The organism is Streptomyces sp. NPDC087422, assembly GCF_044744145.1.
GTDB lineage: Bacteria > Actinomycetota > Actinomycetes > Streptomycetales > Streptomycetaceae > Actinacidiphila.
Genome location: NZ_JBIUXT010000001.1, coordinates 600,208 through 616,284, shown reverse-complemented (window position 1 = coordinate 616,284; position 16,077 = coordinate 600,208). Strand labels below are relative to the sequence as shown.

Sequence of the window (16,077 nt, the reverse complement as noted above, 5' to 3'; positions counted from 1 at the left end):
GAGCTTGCCTTCTTCGAAGAACTCAGCTTCACTGAGGATGTGCCTCTTCGAAGAAGATGTGCGCCCCTTCGCCCACGCCTCAGGAGCTTTCCGTGTGCCACGACCCGATCGCCCCGACGACGGCGACCGCCATAGATGAGCCGCTGTTGCGGGCGCAGCAGGTCGCGGACCGCCTCGATGTCCACGTCTCCACCGTTTACCGCCTCGCCGACTCGGGCCGCCTCCGTGCGCACCGCATCGGCGAAGGGCGGCTGAGGAAGCGCGGACTGCGCATCCCCGAGTCCGCCGTCGCGGAGTTCCTGCGAGCGTCCCTGATTGATCCCGCCCAGGAGGTCACGTCATGAGCACGACCCGGCTCCGCCCCTCCGCTTCCGCCCCGACCGATTCGGACCCGGATGCGGATGAGTTGCTGCGGCGCGCCCGCAGCCCGCGTTCGAATCTGACGGAGTGCCCGGAGTGCCACGCCGCGTTCTCAGGCAGCGCCCACGTCTGCCAGCCGAAGGCCGCCCCCGCAGTGGATGCGGCCCGGTTGCGCGTGGAGACGGAGACCGCGTACCTGCTGCGCGACCGGCAGGGCTACGACGAATACCGGCAGTGGGCGCAGGGGGCGGCAGCATGAGCGCCGACTCCGAGCCGGTTCCCGCCCCGCGTAGTCCGGAGGACGCCGCCCTGGACCGGGCGATCGCCGCGAAGCCCGTGCAACTCCCGCCGCTGCCCGCCGACCCGCACGACCGCAGGCTCGCCATGACCGTCAGGGGCTGGTGACCGTGGGCCGCAAGTTCCGCGACATGGAATCTCCCGAAGTCACCCACCAGCGCGCCCAGGCAGCTGCCGCAGCCCAACGCGCCCGCCAAGCAGCCGCCGAACACGACGCCCAAGCCGCCAAGGACGACAACGCGATCTGGGCCATCGGCCGCGAAGGTCGCCGCGGCTACGACCCCGAAGCCGCTGCCAGTTTCCTGGCCAGCAGAAACCGTAACCTCGACCGCGCCAACCAACTCGACGCCGAAGCCGCCCGCCACGAAGCCGCAGCCAAGGCACCCGCGCCCAAGAAGAAGGGGTGGTGGCGATGACCACCAAGCCCGTCCCCGACGTGCGGATCACTTCGTTCGGCTACCTCCACGACGCCCCGCCGCCCGCGCATCTGACCTTGGACCTGCGCGCGCATTTCCGGGACCCGCACATCAACCCGGCCCTGCGGGAACTCACCGCCCACGACCAGGTGGTGGTCGACACCGTCCTGGGGACCCCCGGCATCGGCATCGTCATCGACGCCGTCCAGGGCGCCGTTCTCGGATACCTCGCCGGACCCTCCGGCAGCGCTGTCACCGTCGCCATCGGATGCGCAGGTGGACGCCACCGCGCCGCCGCGGTAGCCGCAGAAATCGCCTGCCGCCTCCAGGCTGCCGGGATCAGCACCCAGGTCAGCCACCGCGACATCGACAAGCCCGTTATCAACCGGCCCACCGCCAACTGACCGAAGGGACCGTCATGGGTCTGTTCAGCCGCAACAACGACCAGAACTTCCACGACCAGCGTGCGAGCGATATCCAGACCGCCGTCAACAACGGAGACATCGACGGCGCAACCCGCCTGGTGAGCCACCTGATCATCGAGGAAGGCGCCGCCGGACTCGGCCCGGTCACCGAGGCCATCAACCGAGGCAAGCGAACGTGACGGCCGCCGAGGAGCACGCCGCCGCTGACGCCGACTACGCCGCCGCCCAGGACTGGCCCGCACCCGAACCCGTGCGCGAAGAGCAAGCCCCCACCTGCTGCACCAGCACACTCCTCTGCCCCGTCCACGACCGGGCCTTCCACCCCGGCGCCCACTAAGCCCCCGGCCCGCAGTCACACCCCCCGCTGCGGGCCGGGCCCCAACCCCACCCCAGGAGCAGCAATGTCCGAGAACCCCGGCGGTTCCGTCACCACCGAGAAGACCGACGACGGCACCGGCACCACCACCGTGATCATCACCAGCGACGGCGTCGCCATCCACGACTGCCCCGGCGGCCTCACCGAAGACGAACTCCTCGACTGACCAGGACCCTCCTGCACCACCCACCGAGAGGAGCCCGCCATGGGCCAGGCCAACCCGGAAACCGGCAGCGACATCGAGTACGAGGCGGACGGCGACTACACCATCACCTTCCTCATGAGCCTCCCGACCCCGCCGCCCGCCAAAGACGACAACGACAGATGACATTCCGCCGCGACCGCAGCCAGGACTTCGCCGACCACCAGCTCACCGAAGCCCTCCTCGCCGCCGCAAAAGCCGACCTCCCCGACGACGACGAATTCACGCGCGTCCTCCGCGACGGCCTCGAAACCCGAACCCTGCCACCCGGCCACAACTGGCCAACCACCCGCTGACAACCGACCGCAGACCGCACCCCAACCGCCCCGAAGGGACCCACCGTGACAAGCCCCGACGCCCAGCGCACGCCCCGCACCCAACATGTGCTCGTGGGCATAGTCGCCGTGGGCGCGGCCGTCATCGCGGGAATCGGCTTCACCGGGTCCTACGCCGCCGTCCGGCGCCTCGCCCGCCAGCAAGGCTTCGGCTGGTTCTCCAACGTGTTCCCCATTGGCATCGACGCCGGCATCGTCGTCCTCCTCGCCCTCGACATGCTCCTCACCTGGAAACGCATTCCGTTCCCGCTACTCCGCCAGACCGCTTGGCTGCTGACCGCTGCAACCGTGGCGTTCAACGCCGCAGCATCCTGGCCCCGCCCGCTCGGGGTGGCCATGCACGCCTCTATCCCGGTGCTGTTCATCGTCACCGTCGAAGCCGGCCGGCACGCAGTCGGCCGACTCGCGGACATCACCGCGGACCGGCATATCGAGCCCGTGCGCCTGTCCCGCTGGGTCCTCGCACCGTGGCCGACGTTCCGCTTATGGCGGCGCATGAAGTTGTGGGAAATCCGCACCTACGGTGAGGCGATCCGGCGCGAGCAGGACCGGCTGGTTTACCGGGTCCGGCTTCGTGCCCGTTACGGGCGGGCGTGGCGGACGGCCGCTCCGGTCGAGACGCGGATCCCGCTGCGGCTGAGCCGATATGGCATTCCGATTGGCGCCCTCGGAGCGACCGCTGACGGTGCATCCGAGGCGCCACAGCCGATGCCCGCCACGGTGCCAGCCCCGCCCCCAATGGGCGCCACAGGCGACGCTACGGAGCACGCCCCCATGGCGCCCCGGACGCGCCACGAAGCACCCGCCACGAACGCCCCCGTGGCGCCCCAGCCCGACGCCACAGGGCACGTTCGTGGCGCCGCCACCAAGGCGCCCCGTGCGGCGCTCCGGAAGAAGAGCGCACCCGGCAGCCGTGAAGCAGCGAAGGAGGCGATCCGCAGCCTCTACGGCAGCCTCGGCACCCGGCCCCTGGAGAGCCAGATGATCGCCGAACTGATCCGGATCAAGTCTCGGTACACCTCCCGCCAGTACGCGAACAAGCTCCGTACCGAGATCGAAGAGGACGACCCGAAACTCGCCGCCCTCGGATCGGAGAACGTTCGCCCTCTCACCGGAACCGACGGATGAGAGCCCCTCCTGATTCCGACTCCGATCCCGACTCCGACCGGTCGGAGTCGGAACCGACCGTCACGTTGATCAGCGCATGATCCCCATCCCCGTTCCGATTCCGACTCCGACCGGAGTCGGAATCGGCTTGACGAAGGAGCCCCCTGTGGCCGCCCGTACCGCCGAACCGGCAGCACCGGTTGCGGCACCCAGCACTCCCGCAGAGGGGGCGTCATCCCCCCCGCCGCCGGTCCTCGCATGGCCGTCGGAGTGGCCCGTTCCGGTGCCGCCCGAGCAGACCGGCCGCACCCGCCGCCGTGCCGAACGCGGCCTCCCGGCGGCCCCGGCGCTCGCCGCAACAGGTAACGCCACCACCCTTGTGGCGACGACCGCCTACGCCACCGGTGGCGTCGTGGCGCTGGCCGCCACGGGCGCTCTCGTGGCGGCCGGGGTGACGGCTTCTGTCGTGCGCCGCCGCGCCACGGTGAAGCGGAACATGGCGGCCCGTCGTAGCGCCGGTTCTGGCGGCGGCGGGCGCCGCCCTGGTGGCGCCACCGCCAACTGGGGGAGCCTTGCTTCGCCTGCTGGCGGGCGGCGTCCTGCGGCGGGCCGTGGCGGCGGCCACAGTAGAGGTGGACTGGATTCCGCTTCCGGCGGATCGAGGCGCCACGGAGGCGGCGGCACCGGCCCGACCGGGCACGGTGCCGGGAAGGGGTCGGCGGCACCGGGAAGCGCCACGCCCGGCGGCGGTGGCGGCCGTCATGCCGCCGACGCCAACACGCCGAAACTGTTGAAGCTCCACAAGAAGAACCGCAAGAACAAGGCGCCGACGTCCCCGACACTGAAGGCCGCAGTCGCCCGCACCACCCGCAATGCGGCGGCACCCGGCTCGAAGCCCCGCAAAACCCTGGCCGCAGTCGGCCACGGTGCTGCTGCCGCCGCCCGCAGGACCCTCGGCCCCGCGTCCCCGGCCGTGCGGTCCGCCAAAGCCCTGGGGCGTGGCGCCAAGGCCGCGTGGAAGGCCGAGCGCGCCGTCAAGGCCCGGAAAAACGCCGCCGCCCGCGCGAAGAAGATCCGTCACGGCGCCATCGACGGACTCCGCGCCGTACTGGCCGCAGCCTGGACCGGCCTCCGCAAACGCGACCGCAAAGCCGCGCTCGCCCGGCTCCGGGACACCTGGGGGCGGCACCGCAGACACCGCGCCGCCAAAAACGCCACCGCACCCGAACCACCCGCCGTCGCAGGCAGCGTGCGGCGCCCCGCAAGCACGCCCCCGACCACAACTCCTGGAGTCAGCCCCGTGTCCGGACACCACTTCGTCGCCCCCGCCATGGAGGCCGCGCGTATCGCCGCCGCCTACGAACCCACCGGCATGCTCCAGGTCGGCGCGGACTTCACCGGCCTCGAAGAGGCCCTGCGCCTCGAAGCCGAAGCCATCAAGATCAGCGTCGAGAAAGCCGACGCCGCTTTCCCCCTCGACCCGCGCATCATCGAAATCATGCGGCAGATCCACGGCCTCAAGCTCAAGGCCGCCGAGATGGCCACCGAACTGCGGCCCGCGTTCGAGAACCTCCACCAGGTCGACCTCGACCGGCTCCGCAACCCCCGCAAGGGCGCCGCCGGCGAACGCATGTGGGACGTCACCACCAACCTCGGCACCACCTCCTCCTGACCACCACACCGATTCGGAGCACACCCGTGAAAATGGACTGGGATGCCGGACACGGCCCCGTCACCGGCCCGATCAACTGCGGGCTCACCGCCCTCACCGTCGGCTGGGCCGGGAACGTCACCGGCATGCCCACGTCCTGGGCTGCCATCGCCGCCGGTGCAGGCTGGGCAGGCACCCACATCGCCGGACTCCGGAAAGGCGTCACCACAGCCACCCTCGCCATGCGCACCGCAGCGTGGCTCGGCGCCGGCGCCTGGTGCTCCTGGGCCATTGCCAACGGTCCCTGGACCCAGTGGGGGATAGGCACCCTCATCGCCGGGACCCTCGGCCTCGGGGGTGCCATGGCCGGTGCCCACCACGTCGAAGCCGAAGCCGCGGAGAAGAAGACCGCGGCCGAAGCCGAAGCCCGGCGGGCATCGCTGGACGGCAAGCGGGCGGCGACCGCCAAGGAGTGGGAGGAGCGCATCGCCCGCGTCTGCAACGGCACCGTCGTGCAGATCGTCGGCGTTGAGGACTGGGCCACCGGCTCCGGGTTCACCCTCGAAGGGGAGTTCGGGCCCGGAGGCGCCAAGTGGCGGGACATCGCCTCAGCCTCCGACGCCATGGCATCCGATGCCCGCCTGCCTGAAGGCTGCGGCATTGAGGTCGGGCCGGGTGTGCACCGCGGCGCTGTCCTCATCAACGTCGCCACCGCGAACGCACTCATCGCCGACGCTCCTTACCCCGACGACTACACGCCGCTGTCCATCAACGAACCGGCCCCGATCGGCGTGTACCGGGACGGAGAGCCAGCCGCACCGGTGATGCGGCAACGGTCCGCCCTCATCGTCGGCCGCCGCGGCTCCGGCAAAACCAACCTGATGAATGTGCAGCTCGCCAACCAGATGCGGATGACCGACAACCTGGCGTGGGTCATCGACCTCAACGGCGGCGGCCTGGCCCTTCCGTGGCTCCACGCCTGGGAAGCCCTTGGCCGGCCGGGACGGCCGCCCATCGACTGGGTCGCTGACACTCCGGAGAAGGCGCTGGCCATGGCGCAGGCCGCCCTGCGGATCGCCAAGGCCCGCAAGCCCGGATACAAGACACGGGAGATCGCCGCCAACGACGACAAGCTGCCCGTCGACGCAACCGTGCCCGCACTGACCCTGAACAACGACGAGATCGCTGAACTGTTCTCGCCGCGCGCCCGCCGCGACCCCGTGCTCCGTGAAACCGGCGACACCCTCGTGCAGGTCATGGAGATCGCCCGCGCCGCAGCGGTGAACATCCTGAACGCCGCCCTGCGCGCCACCCAGGACGTGGTGTCCGAGCCGCAGCTCCTCAAGCAGTCCGCGCTGCGCATCGGTATGAAAAGCGACGAGGTGGAGATGAACTACCTCTTCGGGTGGAACGACAAGGCCAGCCCCGACGAAGCCCCCTATCCGGGCTGCGGGTTCATGAAGCTCGAAGACGACCCCGCCCGGCCGGTGAAGATCTACCGCCTCAAGCCCGACCAGATCAAGAACATCGTCGCCGGCGCAGCGAACCTGCGCCCTGTTCTTGACGACCTGTCCGTCCGCGCCGCAGGTAACGCTTACACCAACCGGTGGGACGGCACGGAGCACCTCTTCGGCAACGGCCCCGCGCCTGCGACAGCACCCGAGGCACCAACAGCCAGCCCCGCACGCGGTTCCGGCGTCACCGCCGACTGGGGCAAGCCCGACACGGCCCGCAACGACTCCGACGTCCAGGCCGTCCTCGACGACGCCGACGCGGCACGCCGCAAACTCCACGACGCCATGGGCGAAGCCAGTACCCGCGACCCCGACCTGGAGCGGGAGTTCCGCCGCATCCTCGACGGAGGCGGTGCCACCTGGCAGCCCCCCGCCGACACCACCACACCCGACCCGCGGCGGCAGATGGTCTACGACATCGTCGCGGGCTCCGGCCCTGAAGGGATCGGCCCCGCCGCGATCATCGACGCGCTGACCCGCCTCCACCCCGGCACCGAAGCCCCGCACCCCGACGTCATCACCCGCTGGCTCGGCGCAGATCCGCGCATCCACAAGCCGCGGCACGGCCGGTACGCCGTCCGCCCCGACCAGACATGAGGCCCCCCGATATGCCCGCCGCCGACCAGCAGACGCCAACCGCCCCTGAGGCCGTGTCGCCGCCGTTGCAGCAACCGCTGCACCCGGCCCACCCCGAAGCACCCGGCCAGCCCGTCCTCGTCGCGAATCTCCTCGACGGCACACCGACGTGGATCTACCCGCCCCAGTCTGCTGCTGCGCCAGCATCTCGGGTCGATCCGTGGGCGCAGCGCATCATGGCCGCCGGTGCGGCCGCGCCGTTGTTCGGCTGGGGTGCTGCGATCGCGTTCGACGCGATGGCCGGTGCCACCACCGCGCTCGGCTATCTCGCCGCGTGCCTCGTCGCTGCCGCGCTCCTCCGCGCTGGCAGCGGGGGCGGCGGCAAGGTCAACATTCGCATCGATAACCGCCATTGACCTCGACCCTTCGGCCCCCGCCCCATGCTGCGACGGGGGCCGTCCCATGCCCGCGCCGAAGGAGCCCCCCGTGTTCGCCACCGTTTTCGTCCTGCTGTTCGTTGCGCACATGGTTGCTGACTACGCCGTCCAGACTGATCACCAGGCGACCCACAAGGCCGACCGGACTGCGGAGGGTTGGCGGGCGAATCTGACGCATGCCGCCACGCACGTGATCGCCTGCGCGCTGGCCTTGGTCGCCGGTGCTGCGCTCCTCGACGGGGTGCACCTGCCCGTGGCTCGGGCCGTCGCCGCCGTCGCCTGGGTGGGTGTCAGTCACGGCTTCATCGACCGTAGGTGGCCCATCGCCCGGTGGATGGACAACACCGGGTCCGCCGATTTCCGCACGCGAGGCGGCGCGCAGCATGTCGATCAGACGGCGCACCTGCTGTGCCTCGCCGTTGCGGCGCTCATTGTCGCTGCGTGACCGCCCAGCACGATGCCCCCGCCTGGAACCCGGCGGGGGCATCGTCGTGTGGGTGCGGCCGGTGGCCGGGTCGATTCCCGAGGGGAGTCCCGCGACCGGGGTCTCCGCTGTCGCAGCCCACCGGCCGCGAATGTCACGCTACGTCCGGCGGTTGCCGTCAGGGAACCCCCGTGCACGGTGTACGGGGGTTCGGCGGTCAGTGCTCCGGCTGGTCTGTTGCGGGTGTGGCTGGTCGGGCGCGGCCCATCCACCGGTCGCGTCCGATGACCTCGGACGGCGGCCCGGACGGTTCGAGGCCGAGCAGTTCGCACAACCGCGCCATTGCCTGCTCCGCCTCATCGCGCGTGTCACACATCACCGAGTACACGACAGCCATGGCAGGAGTGTGGCGTGCGGTGGTGGTCGGCGGCAGGCGAACAGCGGAACTCCGGTACGGCGTTTACGGTGTCCGGTCGTTCTGCCTGCGGCGCTCCGCCAGCTCGATGCTGCGCACGCGCCGCAGCCAGGCAGTGAGACTGATCAGTGCCAGACCGCAGCTTCCGCACCATCCCCAGCCGTCCGTGAGGAGCGACGTCAGCCCGTTCGCGTATTCGATGTACACCGCGTCGGCCCCGACCGCCATCGCGGTGAGTGCTTGCGTGCGGGAGGGGGAGACGAGGACCCAGTCGACGGGTCTCCACGCGCCGCCCAGCCAGCCGCCGAGCCGGAGCCTGACCGCCGCACGCAGGAGCGATAACGCGGTGAGCCGCGCCTGCGCCGTGGACACTTCTGCGGATGCTTCCAGTGCGTCGTGCCAGGGCTCGCGCATGTCGGGGCGTCCTGCGATCCAGGCGAGGTCGCGAGCCTGCCCGACGAGGCTGGCCGGGGAGACCAGCATCCGGTAGGCGGTCACGGCGGCGCCGCCGACGACGAGGATGACTGCGACGGCAACGAGCAGTTGCCAGGGGATGAGTACCGGTTGGCCGTCGGCGGAGCAGCCGGTGTAGCCCTCGGCGGGACTGGCGGGCACCATGCCGTGCGGGTTGCAGGATCTGATCATTGTTCGGCCGCGGGGCGGTATGCCTGCTGGCGGTTGCGGCGTGCTTGCAGGGCTGCGTGTGCTTGTGCCCGTCCGGTGCCGGTGAGTTGGTAGTAGCGGCGGGCGGGGCGGCCGGGGTGGGGGCTGTTTTCGTCTCGGGTGGTGACCCAGCCGACGTTGAGGAGCCGGTCGAGGATGGGGTAGACGGTTCCGGGGCCGAGGTCGGCGTCGCGGCAGATTGAGAGGCCCCATGGGGGGTTGTCGGCGGCTGCGGCGAGGAGGGCGTCGATGACTGCGATGGTGGGTGTGGTGAGGCGGATTGGTGGGGGCATGGGCCTAGTACAGCATGTATCGAGAACGAGTGTCGGGTGTTTGAGGGTACCGGTGTTGTCCGGTGGTGGGAGCACAATCAGCGCATGACCACTGACCTGATCGGCTTCCTGCGCGCCCGGCTGGCCGAGGATGAGGAAATGGCGCGCGCCGCCGACAGTGAGTTGAGCACCGTTTTCATCCGCATCGCATCGTTCGATCCGGAGATGGCGGCGGACGAGCGCCACATCATGCGTCACGACCCCGCGCGGGTGCTCCGCGAAGTCGAGGCCAATCGGGCCCTGCTGGACGAGTACGCCAGCGTCGCTGTCAACGATCTCCCCAGGGGCGGTTACGAGTACGCAACGGGATGGGCCACCGGGCTCGGCTTCGCTGTCCGCTGCGCCGCCTCCGTGTACGCCGACCACCCCGACTACCTCGAGGAATGGCGGCCGTGAGCGAAGAGGCTGCTCTGCGGGAGGCGTACACGGCGGCGGTCGAGGCGCACAAGACGCACCAGCCGCGCCTGCGCCTTGACCCGGACGGCATCCACCGCTGCCCCGAATGCGACCCCGAACCGGCGCCGCCGCCCCGCTGTCCGTGCGGTCACCCGCTCGGCGACTACTACCGGTGCATCAACGGCGTGATCTACGGGCCGTGCGATCACGAGAACTGTGGTGGCGTCTGCGAATCCCACGGCGAATGCAAGGGCGGCTGCCCCTGCCAGGAGGACGAATGAGCGACGCGGAAGAGGCGCACCGGCTGTTCGTGGCCGTGATTCTGGAGCGCCTAGAAGCACTCGGCTGGGAGATCGAGCACTCCTATGACGGGTACCCGAACGGCGACATCGAGGTGTTCTGGCCCGATCCGAGGACGGGTCAGGCGATGCAGTTCTCCGGCTGGTGGATCAGCTGGCGTCCAGTGGAGGGCAAGCTCGCCTTCGGGGTCGGCGACGACACCATGGACCTGCGATGGCGTCAACCGCTCGACGCCGACACCAGCGACCCGGTCGCCAATGCCGCCGACCGGGCCATGCACCTGCTCTGGCACCAGGAAGACGCCGACTTGCGCCACCAGTTGCACCAGAAGAACTACGCGCTCGAAAACCTCAAGCAGCGCATCGAGGCCCTGTCCCGGCGGGTCGTCGTCACACCCGGCATGCTCCGGGACGCACTGAAGGGCGGTGGCCAGTGACCACCGACCCGCTGGCCTACCTGCGCGACGCCCTGGACAAACGGCAGAAAATCGCCGAGATGGCGATGTCTGCGTGCTGGCACACGGACTACTGCGACGAAGACGGTGAGCCGTTCCACGCCGCGAACGACCCGGCCGCCGTCCTCCGCCGCATCGCCGCCGACCGGAAGCTGCTCGAACTGCACGCCGCAGTACCGGACCACGGGCGATTCAGCGAACGCACCTGCGAGGAATCCGGCTGCGACGGAGACCACTCTGCGCCACCCGTCTGCCGAACCTGCCGCACCCACGCAGGCGACCCCACCGAAGCCCCCTGCCAGACCGTCGAAATCCTCGCCGAAGCCTGGGGCTGGACGGCCAACTGACACCTCCGGGCACTGTCCGGTACCGGGCGCATCATGTGACCAGTACCGTCACGCACCCCGGAGGCCCCCGTGCCCGACGACCCCCAGTCTCCGATCACCGAACTCGCGGCCATGGCCGTACAACACCACGAGCTGTACACCGCCTACGTCGACGCCGGGTTCACCGAGAACCAGGCGTTGCAGATGCTGATCTCGATCATCATGGCGACCATCGGCGGTGCGGCATGAAGGTCCCCGTCTCATGCCCCGGCCGCTGTAACCACGCCTGGCGTCGCGCCGAGGAAGAGCGCACCACCCTCGGCACCCTGCACGAACTCTCCCCGCACTGGGGCCAGCCGCTCCACTGCGAGCACTGCACCACCCGCGCCCGCCAGCAACTCGCCGACCTCCCCGAACTGATCGCGGCAATCTGGCTGGAGGCCGTTTACGGCTCCCGCGGCCCCAAGGTCGGCACGATCGGCCGGTCCTCCGCCACCCACGCCTCCTGGCCCGGCCAGTCGTCGCGGCTGTTGACGGACCACATCGTCGGCGGACTCCTGGAACTGGAGGACGACATCCGCGAACTGCGACACCTCCGTACCCGGCCCGGTCGCGGCACGGAAGGCGCCGGTGTCACCGAGGCCGTCCGCTTCCTGGGTGTGCACCTCGAATGGGCGCTCACCGAACACCCCGCCGCGACCGAGACCCACGACCGTGACTCCGCGAACCCGGCCTCGCAGATCGCCGGTTGGCACCGGGCCGCCGAACGGTTCACCGCCCGTGACCCGCGCCTGGAGCACCACCGGGTGCCGTGCCCGCGCTGCGAGATGCTGACCCTGTTCCGGGCTGATGGTGACGACTACATCGAGTGCCGCAATGCCGCCTGCGCGCTGCTGCTGACGCCTGCCGAGTACGCGGATCACACCAGGTCACTCGCCTCGCAGACCCGAATTACGCAGGCAGCTTGACGAAAGTCAAGATCCGTGTCAGATTTTGACCGGATCACCATGCTTCCGAACGGCCCCGCGACCCGAAACGGCGCGGGGCCTTTTGTGTGCCTCCAGGAGGTGAGCATGGTCATCGACGGCAGCCTCACCTCCACCACCTGGACAACAGCCGAAGCCGCCGAGGCCGCCGGGGTCACCGCCGACGTGATCTACCAGTGGAAGCGGCGCGGCAAGATCAAGCCGATCAACCGCACCGGCTGGCCCCGCTACCGCGCCATGGACGTACTCGCCGCCGAGAAGGCGACCCGCGAACGCGCCCGGCGCACCTACGCAGCCGCCTGATGCTGCTCGACTGCGTCACCTGTGCGGACACCGGCCACGTCTGTGAGAACCATCCGGACCGGCCATGGGGTCCGCTGTGCTGCGCCGAGGGTGCTATCGGTGCCCGCAAGTGCAGCCATGGGGCGTGCGGGTGCGGTGCTGGGGTTCCGTGTCCCGCCTGCTGCACGACCGATGGCCCCGACTCGATCACGGACGCGTTCATACCGCGCCAACACTGACTGCCCCGCCGGTTCGCCGTTGCTGGGGCTGCGGGCTGATGCCAGAAGGCGACGCCCGCCCCTCGCGGCCCGGAGACGGGCCGGGCCGCGAGGCAACCAACCCGACGACGGACCGCTCCGCACTCGTCCATAGCCAGCAGACGGGAGCGACCGTGCCCGTGACCTCTCCGCCCGCCTGGTGCTTGTGCGGCCACGCCGAGGACGAGCACCGCGCCACCGGGGCATGCCGCGCCAGCGACGGCCAGCGCCCCTGCGGATGCCACGAGTTCGAACCCGACGAGGAGTAGCCGTGCGTCTCACCGTCGTATCCGGCGACAAGCAAGTCCACGTCCGCGTCAAAGGCAACGGGCGGAAGAAACTCCGGCAAGCCGAGGCCACTGCCCGGCGGCTCCTCGACGCCACACCCGAACCGGTCGCCAAGCCGCCCATCGGATTCGCCGTAAGCGCCGACACCGAAACCGTGCAGGAGTGACCGATGGGATACCCGTCGCCCGCCCGCCGCAAGCAGATGCAGGGCACCGCACCTGGCGTCCCGCCGTCTGAGCCTGCTGCTCCTGCTGCCGCCTACTGCACCGCGAAGCCGCAGCGCGGTGACCACCTCACGGCTCCCTGCGCCGACTGCGGGCATGCCACCGTCCTGCACGTCGGCGTCACCCACTGCCCCGTCTGTGAACTCGTTGACCTCAACGCCAAGGCGTCGGCGACGAGTGACGCCCGGATCGAGGTCCACGTCCAGGGCAAGCCCCTGACCGAGCAGCAACTCCGTGAGGCCATCCGCCGCCACAAGCCGTACAGCCGGTAGGAGGCTCCTGATGCTTGAGCTGGTCTGCTACCTGGTCGCCATGGTCCTGCTGGGTCTGGCCGCGATCCTCCCGGCCACCGTCCCGCACCGGGACCGCCTCGCCTATGCGGGCCTGTGCCCGTTCACCATCCCGTTCTTCGTGCACGCCGTCCAAGCGCACTGAACGGGGGCGGCTGTGGCGCAGGAGCAGGTAAACCTGAACGCCGTCGCGGGAAGCCGATGGGTCCGCGCTTTCACCTTCTACAGCGAGGGCGTTCTCACTGATCTCACCGGACTTCCATGGGAGTTCGCGATCCAAAAGTCGGTGACCGACAAGGGCGACCCAATCGTCTCGGTGAGCACCACAGTCGGGCCGCAAGGCTCCATCGAAGTGGACTTGCCGACCTCCACCCTGACTATCACCCTCACCGCCTCGGCCACTGCCCTCCTCGGCAAGAGCGCCTACGCACACGCGCTATGGGCTAACGCTGACGACGAGGACGCACGGACCGCCTGGATTACCGGCGTCTTTAACACGTCACTGGCCGCCGCGCCGTAGGGGGCATCGTGGACGCAGTCGTCGTCAGCCTCCCCGCCACAGTCGTCGTCAGCACTGTCGGAGTCCAGGGCCCGCCCGGCAACGGCATGCGCCACGGGAGCGGGCCGCCAGACGCCGGACTCGGGACTGACGGCGACTTCTACATCGACAACGCCAACCCGTCGGCCCCCGTCTTCTACGGGCCCAAGACCAGCGGCGCATGGGGCGGGGGAGTACCGCTCGGCGGCGGCTCCGGGGCCTCCTACTACCTGCACACGCAGTCCAGCCCGGCGGCCACCTGGCAGGTCAACCACGGGCTCGGGCGCACACCCAACGTCGCCGTCATCAGCACCGGCGGCACGGTCGTCCACGCGGACATCGTCCACGCCTCGAACAATCTCGCCGTGATCACCTTCCCGACCGCCATTGCCGGAACGGCGATGTGCTCCTGAGAGGAGCCGACTGTGGCCGTACCGCTCCTCACCGGCGCCGACTTCAACAACCAGCGCGCCCAGAACCTCGCCGACCCCGCCTCAGCAACCGACGCCGTCACCAAGCAGTACCTTGACGCGCGCCTCACCGGCCTCACGTGGAAACAGCCCGTCCGGGCCGCGACCACCACCACCGGCCCCCTGGCCACTGCCTACGCCAACGGGCAGTCCATCGACGGCGTCAGCCTGGTCACCGGCGACCGCATCCTGATCAAGGACCAGACCAGCCAGCCCGACAACGGCATCTACGTCGTCAATCCCAGCGGTGCGCCCACCCGGGCGACCGACGCCGACAGCAGCGCCGAACTCGACTCCGCCGCCGTCCTGGTCACGTCCGGCACCGTCAACGCCGACAACGCCTACACGCAGACCACCAACACGCCCGTCGTCGGCACCACGGCCCTGGTCTGGGCACAGTTCGGCGGCGCGAACCTCCCCACCGCAGGCAACGGCCTCACCCGCACCGGCAACACGCTGTCCGTCGTCGCCGCGGCCGGGGGCGGTATCAGCGTCGCGGGCGGCGGTGTAGCGGTGGACACGTCCATCATCGCCCGGCACGCCGCCGCCAGCGTCGGCAACGGCTCTGCGACCTCGATCGCGGTCACCCACAACCTCGGTACCAAGGACGTCATCGTCGGCCTCCGCCGGGTATCCGACGACGCCATGGTCCTCACCGACTGGGTCGCCACCGACGTCAACACCATCACCCTCGCCTTTGCGACCGCGCCCACCAGTAACCAGTACCGCGTCACCGTGACCGGCTGATCATGGACGTCCTCAACGGTGCCAACGTCTACGGGCGACTCTGGGGACAGGACACCCCCCAGGTACCCCTCGGCTACAAAGCGTGGACGTACTCACCGCGCCTCTGCGCCTCAGCAAGCCTCGCCGCGAACGGCACTCAATACCTCATGGCCATCGACGTCCCCGCCGCCATGACCATCACCACCCTCTACTGGGGCGTAGCCGTAGCCGGAGCGACGCCCACCGCAGGCGCAAACTGGGCCGGACTCCTCGACGCAAGCGGGACCCTCCTCGGCAGCGCAGGCATCGACGCCGACATCACCTCCCTCGGGCGGAAAACCGCCACCATCGGCACCCTCAACCTCGTGGCCGCCACCTACTACGCCAGCCTGATCTTCAACGCCGCAACCGCCCCGCAAGTACCGCGCTGCGGCGGCCAGGGCGGCCCCACCATGCTCAATGGCGCACTCACCGGCGCGAACCTGCTGTACGCCACCAACGGCACCGGCAAGACCGCGATGCCGTCCAGCATCACCATGTCCAGCAACGTCGGCGGCCAGGGCTACTGGGCTGCCATCGCCTAGGAGGCGCCGTGACCACGCCCGACGTCCAGCCCGCACCGCTCGCCCCCACCGGCCCCGTGTGCGGCCTGTGCGGCACCCCGGCGCTCGTCCACTGGCAACGCCGCCTCACCGGGGCAGAGGTCGCCGAGCAGCAGGCCATCGAACAAGGACGCCGCGACGAAGTGGTCCTCCTCGCCGACCCCGCGCTGCCCCCGCCCGTCTTCCCGCCGATGCCCGGCTTCGAAGACGCCACCCGCATCGTCCACGGCTGCATCCACCACGCCATCACCCAAGACACCGCCGCACTCACCCACCAAGCCACCTGCACCGCACCCGCCGAAGCAGACCTCCCCGGCTGCAACTGCACCCCCGAAACAGCACCCACGCCCGACCCCGAACCGCCCACCCCCCAACTCCCACCCGGCTGGAACTGACCGAGGGAGGTGA

33 protein-coding genes are annotated in these 16,077 nt (G+C 70.1%); 30 read left to right on the top strand and 3 right to left on the bottom strand.

All coding sequences use genetic code 11. The features are described 5' to 3' along the window. The first annotated feature begins 92 nt into the window (after positions 1-92). The 15 genes from ACIO6U_RS02770 to ACIO6U_RS02700 all read left to right on the top strand — a co-directional run bounded on the left by ACIO6U_RS02770 (position 93) and on the right by ACIO6U_RS02700 (position 8,141). The gene (locus ACIO6U_RS02770) at positions 93-344 is read left to right on the top strand and encodes a helix-turn-helix domain-containing protein (RefSeq protein WP_401715069.1); all 252 of its coding nucleotides are present in this window, start codon (positions 93-95) and stop codon (positions 342-344) included. After that, on the top strand, positions 341-619 hold the full coding sequence (locus ACIO6U_RS02765; RefSeq protein WP_401715067.1) for a hypothetical protein: 279 nt from the start codon (positions 341-343) through the stop codon (positions 617-619). Before ACIO6U_RS02770 ends, ACIO6U_RS02765 begins: the two co-directional genes overlap by 4 nt. Next, positions 616-765: a hypothetical protein gene (locus tag ACIO6U_RS02760; RefSeq protein ID WP_401715065.1), complete on the top strand. Its 150-nt coding sequence runs from the start codon at positions 616-618 to the stop codon at positions 763-765. The genes ACIO6U_RS02765 and ACIO6U_RS02760 overlap by 4 nt, the downstream gene beginning before the upstream one ends. Before the next feature lie 2 nt (positions 766-767). Beyond that, the gene (locus ACIO6U_RS02755) at positions 768-1,073 is read left to right on the top strand and encodes a hypothetical protein (protein WP_401715063.1); all 306 of its coding nucleotides are present in this window, start codon (positions 768-770) and stop codon (positions 1,071-1,073) included. Continuing rightward, complete coding sequence (locus ACIO6U_RS02750) at positions 1,070-1,477, top strand: ATPase (protein WP_401715061.1); 408 nt, start codon at positions 1,070-1,072, stop codon at positions 1,475-1,477. Before ACIO6U_RS02755 ends, ACIO6U_RS02750 begins: the two co-directional genes overlap by 4 nt. A 14-nt stretch (positions 1,478-1,491) precedes the next feature. Further along, entirely contained in the window at positions 1,492-1,677 is a 186-nt protein-coding gene (locus tag ACIO6U_RS02745) for a hypothetical protein (protein ID WP_401715059.1), read from the top strand. Then, positions 1,674-1,835 (top strand): hypothetical protein, encoded by a 162-nt coding sequence (locus tag ACIO6U_RS02740; protein WP_401715057.1) that lies wholly within the window; start codon positions 1,674-1,676, stop codon positions 1,833-1,835. The genes ACIO6U_RS02745 and ACIO6U_RS02740 overlap by 4 nt, the downstream gene beginning before the upstream one ends. A gap of 64 nt (positions 1,836-1,899) precedes the next feature. After that, positions 1,900-2,040, top strand: coding sequence for a hypothetical protein (locus tag ACIO6U_RS02735; RefSeq protein ID WP_401715055.1), 141 nt, complete (start codon positions 1,900-1,902; stop codon positions 2,038-2,040). Positions 2,041-2,079: 39 nt separating this feature from the next. After that, positions 2,080-2,202, top strand: coding sequence for a hypothetical protein (locus tag ACIO6U_RS02730; RefSeq protein ID WP_401715053.1), 123 nt, complete (start codon positions 2,080-2,082; stop codon positions 2,200-2,202). Further along, complete coding sequence (locus ACIO6U_RS02725) at positions 2,199-2,372, top strand: hypothetical protein (protein WP_401715051.1); 174 nt, start codon at positions 2,199-2,201, stop codon at positions 2,370-2,372. The genes ACIO6U_RS02730 and ACIO6U_RS02725 overlap by 4 nt, the downstream gene beginning before the upstream one ends. 45 nt (positions 2,373-2,417) lie before the next feature. Further along, positions 2,418-3,539, top strand: a complete 1,122-nt coding sequence (locus tag ACIO6U_RS02720; RefSeq protein ID WP_401715049.1) for a DUF2637 domain-containing protein — start codon at positions 2,418-2,420, stop codon at positions 3,537-3,539. A gap of 769 nt (positions 3,540-4,308) precedes the next feature. Further along, on the top strand, positions 4,309-5,190 hold the full coding sequence (locus ACIO6U_RS02715) for a hypothetical protein (protein WP_401715047.1): 882 nt from the start codon (positions 4,309-4,311) through the stop codon (positions 5,188-5,190). Positions 5,191-5,222: 32 nt separating this feature from the next. Continuing rightward, positions 5,223-7,280: a hypothetical protein gene (locus ACIO6U_RS02710; RefSeq protein ID WP_401715045.1), complete on the top strand. Its 2,058-nt coding sequence runs from the start codon at positions 5,223-5,225 to the stop codon at positions 7,278-7,280. Positions 7,281-7,291: 11 nt separating this feature from the next. Further along, the gene (locus tag ACIO6U_RS02705; protein ID WP_401715043.1) at positions 7,292-7,675 is read left to right on the top strand and encodes a hypothetical protein; all 384 of its coding nucleotides are present in this window, start codon (positions 7,292-7,294) and stop codon (positions 7,673-7,675) included. Positions 7,676-7,745: 70 nt separating this feature from the next. Beyond that, positions 7,746-8,141 (top strand): DUF3307 domain-containing protein, encoded by a 396-nt coding sequence (locus ACIO6U_RS02700; protein ID WP_401715042.1) that lies wholly within the window; start codon positions 7,746-7,748, stop codon positions 8,139-8,141. A 196-nt stretch (positions 8,142-8,337) separates the two neighbouring features. Here the strand turns inward: ACIO6U_RS02700 and ACIO6U_RS02695 are convergent, their stop codons facing one another. The 3 genes from ACIO6U_RS02695 to ACIO6U_RS02685 form a co-directional block, all read right to left on the bottom strand. Continuing rightward, positions 8,338-8,517 (bottom strand): hypothetical protein, encoded by a 180-nt coding sequence (locus ACIO6U_RS02695; RefSeq protein WP_355345057.1) that lies wholly within the window; start codon positions 8,515-8,517, stop codon positions 8,338-8,340. Positions 8,518-8,580: 63 nt separating this feature from the next. Next, entirely contained in the window at positions 8,581-9,153 is a 573-nt protein-coding gene (locus tag ACIO6U_RS02690) for a hypothetical protein (protein ID WP_401715040.1), read from the bottom strand. A 23-nt stretch (positions 9,154-9,176) separates the two neighbouring features. Next, positions 9,177-9,491 carry a PadR family transcriptional regulator gene (locus ACIO6U_RS02685; protein WP_401715038.1) on the bottom strand — a complete coding sequence of 105 codons (315 nt, stop codon included), beginning with the start codon at positions 9,489-9,491 and terminating at the stop codon, positions 9,177-9,179. A gap of 84 nt (positions 9,492-9,575) precedes the next feature. Here ACIO6U_RS02685 and ACIO6U_RS02680 point away from each other — a divergent pair, with 84 nt between their 5' ends. The 15 genes from ACIO6U_RS02680 to ACIO6U_RS02610 all read left to right on the top strand — a co-directional run bounded on the left by ACIO6U_RS02680 (position 9,576) and on the right by ACIO6U_RS02610 (position 16,064). Continuing rightward, entirely contained in the window at positions 9,576-9,926 is a 351-nt protein-coding gene (locus ACIO6U_RS02680) for a DUF6221 family protein (protein ID WP_401715036.1), read from the top strand. Next, entirely contained in the window at positions 9,923-10,207 is a 285-nt protein-coding gene (locus ACIO6U_RS02675) for a hypothetical protein (RefSeq protein ID WP_401715034.1), read from the top strand. Before ACIO6U_RS02680 ends, ACIO6U_RS02675 begins: the two co-directional genes overlap by 4 nt. Next, on the top strand, positions 10,204-10,662 hold the full coding sequence (locus ACIO6U_RS02670) for a hypothetical protein (RefSeq protein WP_401715032.1): 459 nt from the start codon (positions 10,204-10,206) through the stop codon (positions 10,660-10,662). The genes ACIO6U_RS02675 and ACIO6U_RS02670 overlap by 4 nt, the downstream gene beginning before the upstream one ends. Continuing rightward, positions 10,659-11,027 (top strand): hypothetical protein, encoded by a 369-nt coding sequence (locus tag ACIO6U_RS02665; protein WP_401715030.1) that lies wholly within the window; start codon positions 10,659-10,661, stop codon positions 11,025-11,027. The genes ACIO6U_RS02670 and ACIO6U_RS02665 overlap by 4 nt, the downstream gene beginning before the upstream one ends. Positions 11,028-11,096: 69 nt before the next feature. Continuing rightward, entirely contained in the window at positions 11,097-11,255 is a 159-nt protein-coding gene (locus ACIO6U_RS02660) for a hypothetical protein (RefSeq protein WP_401715028.1), read from the top strand. Then, complete coding sequence (locus ACIO6U_RS02655) at positions 11,252-11,974, top strand: hypothetical protein (RefSeq protein ID WP_401715026.1); 723 nt, start codon at positions 11,252-11,254, stop codon at positions 11,972-11,974. Before ACIO6U_RS02660 ends, ACIO6U_RS02655 begins: the two co-directional genes overlap by 4 nt. Positions 11,975-12,079: 105 nt before the next feature. Beyond that, entirely contained in the window at positions 12,080-12,295 is a 216-nt protein-coding gene (locus ACIO6U_RS02650; RefSeq protein ID WP_401715024.1) for a MerR family transcriptional regulator, read from the top strand. Positions 12,296-12,802: 507 nt separating this feature from the next. Beyond that, on the top strand, positions 12,803-12,985 hold the full coding sequence (locus ACIO6U_RS02645; RefSeq protein ID WP_401715022.1) for a hypothetical protein: 183 nt from the start codon (positions 12,803-12,805) through the stop codon (positions 12,983-12,985). Positions 12,986-12,988: 3 nt separating this feature from the next. Beyond that, the gene (locus tag ACIO6U_RS02640) at positions 12,989-13,315 is read left to right on the top strand and encodes a hypothetical protein (protein WP_401715020.1); all 327 of its coding nucleotides are present in this window, start codon (positions 12,989-12,991) and stop codon (positions 13,313-13,315) included. 10 nt (positions 13,316-13,325) lie between these two features. Then, complete coding sequence (locus tag ACIO6U_RS02635; protein ID WP_401715018.1) at positions 13,326-13,478, top strand: hypothetical protein; 153 nt, start codon at positions 13,326-13,328, stop codon at positions 13,476-13,478. A 12-nt stretch (positions 13,479-13,490) separates the two neighbouring features. Next, positions 13,491-13,853, top strand: coding sequence for a hypothetical protein (locus tag ACIO6U_RS02630; RefSeq protein WP_401715016.1), 363 nt, complete (start codon positions 13,491-13,493; stop codon positions 13,851-13,853). Positions 13,854-13,861: 8 nt separating this feature from the next. Continuing rightward, entirely contained in the window at positions 13,862-14,284 is a 423-nt protein-coding gene (locus ACIO6U_RS02625; RefSeq protein WP_401715014.1) for a hypothetical protein, read from the top strand. A 12-nt stretch (positions 14,285-14,296) separates the two neighbouring features. After that, complete coding sequence (locus tag ACIO6U_RS02620; protein ID WP_401715012.1) at positions 14,297-15,088, top strand: hypothetical protein; 792 nt, start codon at positions 14,297-14,299, stop codon at positions 15,086-15,088. A gap of 146 nt (positions 15,089-15,234) precedes the next feature. Then, complete coding sequence (locus ACIO6U_RS02615) at positions 15,235-15,651, top strand: hypothetical protein (RefSeq protein ID WP_401715010.1); 417 nt, start codon at positions 15,235-15,237, stop codon at positions 15,649-15,651. 8 nt (positions 15,652-15,659) lie between these two features. Beyond that, on the top strand, positions 15,660-16,064 hold the full coding sequence (locus ACIO6U_RS02610) for a hypothetical protein (RefSeq protein WP_401715008.1): 405 nt from the start codon (positions 15,660-15,662) through the stop codon (positions 16,062-16,064). Positions 16,065-16,077 lie beyond the last annotated feature (13 nt).